Origin of the sequence: Aquiflexum sp. (genome assembly GCF_041749095.1) — a bacterium.
In the GTDB taxonomy this organism is placed as follows: Bacteria; Bacteroidota; Bacteroidia; order Cytophagales; family Cyclobacteriaceae; genus Aquiflexum.
Map to the genome: position 1 here is coordinate 1 of NZ_JBGTCA010000365.1, position 2,517 is coordinate 2,517.

Annotated in this window: 4 protein-coding genes and 1 pseudogene; 1 reads left to right on the forward strand and 4 read right to left on the reverse strand. The window is 37.9% G+C overall.

Annotated elements, in window-relative coordinates; genetic code table 11:
* The 4 genes and pseudogenes from ACEW8O_RS16630 to ACEW8O_RS16645 all read right to left on the reverse strand — a co-directional run.
* The coding region (locus ACEW8O_RS16630; protein WP_373495750.1) for a hypothetical protein at positions 1 to 642 on the reverse strand (642 nt) is incomplete at its 3' end.
* A gap of 165 nt (positions 643 to 807) precedes the next feature.
* Entirely contained in the window at positions 808 to 930 is a 123-nt protein-coding gene (locus tag ACEW8O_RS16635) for a hypothetical protein (RefSeq protein WP_373495751.1), read from the reverse strand.
* A pseudogene (locus tag ACEW8O_RS16640) lies at positions 931 to 1,077 on the reverse strand (hypothetical protein); the annotation flags it as partial. It abuts the gene before it with no gap.
* A 27-nt stretch (positions 1,078 to 1,104) separates the two neighbouring features.
* The gene (locus tag ACEW8O_RS16645; RefSeq protein WP_373495752.1) at positions 1,105 to 1,644 is read right to left on the reverse strand and encodes a hypothetical protein; all 540 of its coding nucleotides are present in this window, start codon (positions 1,642 to 1,644) and stop codon (positions 1,105 to 1,107) included.
* 96 nt (positions 1,645 to 1,740) lie between these two features.
* On the opposite strand from ACEW8O_RS16645, the gene ACEW8O_RS16650 reads away from it, so the two are divergent.
* Positions 1,741 to 2,475 (forward strand): hypothetical protein, encoded by a 735-nt coding sequence (locus ACEW8O_RS16650; protein ID WP_373495753.1) that lies wholly within the window; start codon positions 1,741 to 1,743, stop codon positions 2,473 to 2,475.
* The last annotated feature ends 42 nt before the right edge of the window (positions 2,476 to 2,517 follow it).

Here is a 2,517-nt window from a genome sequence, read left to right on the forward strand (position 1 = left end):
ATTGATATAAATACTTAGCAAGATAAAATTCAGCAAATTGTCCTGTATATATTGATGGATTTCATCGTCTGTTTCTATGCTTTGGTTCCATTCTGTAGCATAATAAAATATATCATCAGGATCCATACTTTGGAAGCCTAAAAGGGGTCCAAAGGATTGATAACAATGTCCATTTGAACTGATCAGTCCAGCAAACATGATCACAGGCTGATCCTGAATTGTACGGGTCATTCCCGGGGAGAATATCAGAAACCTTTGCTGGGTAAAAACACTTTCCACTTTATAAAAATCCCCTTCCGGATTGTCCAAAATGACAAAATAGCAATATGACCAATCTTTGTTTATCTGATTTTCCAAGTAGCCATACTGGGCAGGGGGCAATGACCTGACATTGCTGTGATTTAAATATTTCTTGAGCAAGCCCCCTTTTTTAAATACTTCATGGATGATATATTGGGAAATAAACCTTCCATAGTTTGGTTCCGGAATCTCCCTGAATATTTGCGGATATTTTTTGGCAAAAAGGTCAAATTTCTTCTGAAGCCTTTCCCTTTCACCGGCATAGTACATGATCCAATCCAGTACATCTTCACTTTCCCTGCTGTTTTTTTCACAAATTTCCAGAAGTTCTTTAAAACCCATTTCGAACGTATATTTATTTTTTATGAGCCTACAAATTAGAAATTAAAATCATCAATCCCATTATCAATCATTCCCCAACTTTAAAAAATACTTCGTCCCTTTTAGCTTTCCGGTTTTACACAAAGCTCCTTTTTCAACCAAATCCTGCAGATCCCTTGTTTAAAATCAGATTCCTTCTATCCCCAGTCTTATAAAACTTACCTCATCCTCATTATTCTCAAAAATCCAGATTTTGCCGTCTTTGACAAAATGGTATTTGGTCAGTTCGGGAACTTCAATCTCATGCATCAAGGCCAAGTCCCGGTCTAAAATACTCAGGAATACTTTGGCACCTGTGGCTTTTAGTTTTCCGTTATCATCACCGATAATATTGAAAAATGAAAAGCGATAGTAGACTCCTTTATCCTCATCCCAGACTGGCAGTTGGTAATTAATATCTTTTTAAAAGAGAGGAAGTTGTTTTTAATCATCCTTCCCGGCCCCTTTGAACTGATCATCCTTATTGGCAAAGAGTACATTGAATGTGGTCAGTGAACCGTAAGCACGGGTAATATATTGCTGGAGTTGGATGCGGTCTTCGTCGTCGAGTTTTTCATGGTTGTTGATGTTCTGTTCAAGAACCCGGAGTCTTTCTCTGACCATGACTATTTTGTGAAAGAAGGTCTTGATCGGAATTTCCTTGTTGCTCATTTCTGGGTTATAGGGATTGATGGTAACCGTCCCGTTGATCCATTTTTGGGCTAAAGTTATCTTGGGGAGGTCATCTTTTGGTTGGTTCTTTCGGATGACATTTTCCACCGCAGTTTCGATTTCAGCCAAGGTGATGGGCTGAAATTCAGCTTCTTTTTTCTCCACCAATTCAAAATTGGGAAAGTCCCGAGCGATAGTCTTTACCTCTGCGGTGAAATTAAAGTAGATCTTGTAGTAGGAAGCATCTGATTCCACTACCACTCCTTTTCCAAACTTCAGATGTCTGATCTGACTTCCGATTCCTAAATCCATTGCTGACATATTTTATTATTTTGTTCGTAAAAATCAAGTCAATATAAAAGGTAAATTTATATTTTCACAATCCAATCAAGCTACTTTATGAACTCCATGGACCGACTACGATTGCTTTTTGAAGAACAGATCAATGTTCTGTCCATTGCTGAAAAGCTGATCATTTTTGAAAAGGATAATTATAAGGAGGAAATGGAAAAAAGAAATTTCCATTCAGCGATTGTCAATGTGGGCGGAGAAATGATGAAATACGATGATGGAGACGAAAGTCCATTACCTATTTCCACGGAAGATTTGATGGAGTCCAATACACCACTTTTGATCGCTTTTAGGATGCTGATTGTTCAAAGAAGGTATTTCATAAAAGATGAAACGGGCTATTTAGCCTATATTGTGACGCGCACCGATCTGGATAAAATTCCCCTGAGGATTGGTTTTTTTGGAATGATAAGCCTATTGGAAACTCATTTAAAAGATCTGATCAGAAAATATCTTCCTGCTTGGCAGGAAAGTCTTACTGATAACAGGCTTAGTGGGGCGAGGGATATTTACGAAGGGAAAAAGGAACAAAAAGAAGAGATTGATTTGGTGCAATGTCTTCAGTTTGGGGATTTGGGCTCGATTTTTTCCAAAAACCAGCGGTTCAAAAAGTTTGATGACAGTTTAAGCAGAGACCGATTTGTACAGACTATGAATAGCATCGGAAAGCTTCGTGATGCTTTGGCCCATTCCCAGTCCAATTTGGGTTTTTCATGGAGCGAGATTGATCAGATGATTGTATTTATCAGGATGATCATTGATTCGGAGGATCCTGTTTTTGAAGAGAAGTGAAATTTTATATCTTTTTTTAACAGATAATTCCTTTACCCTTCA

What these genes read in the sequence shown, in the direction of transcription:
- ACEW8O_RS16635 (WP_373495751.1), bottom strand. Translation starts at nt 930, where the DNA reads ATGCATGAGATTGAAGTTCCCGAACTGACCAAATACCATTTTGTCAAA.
- ACEW8O_RS16645 (WP_373495752.1), bottom strand. Translation starts at nt 1,644, where the DNA reads ATGGATTTAGGAATCGGAAGTCAGATCAGACATCTGAAGTTTGGAAAA.
- ACEW8O_RS16650 (WP_373495753.1), top strand. Translation starts at nt 1,741, where the DNA reads ATGGACCGACTACGATTGCTTTTTGAAGAACAGATCAATGTTCTGTCC.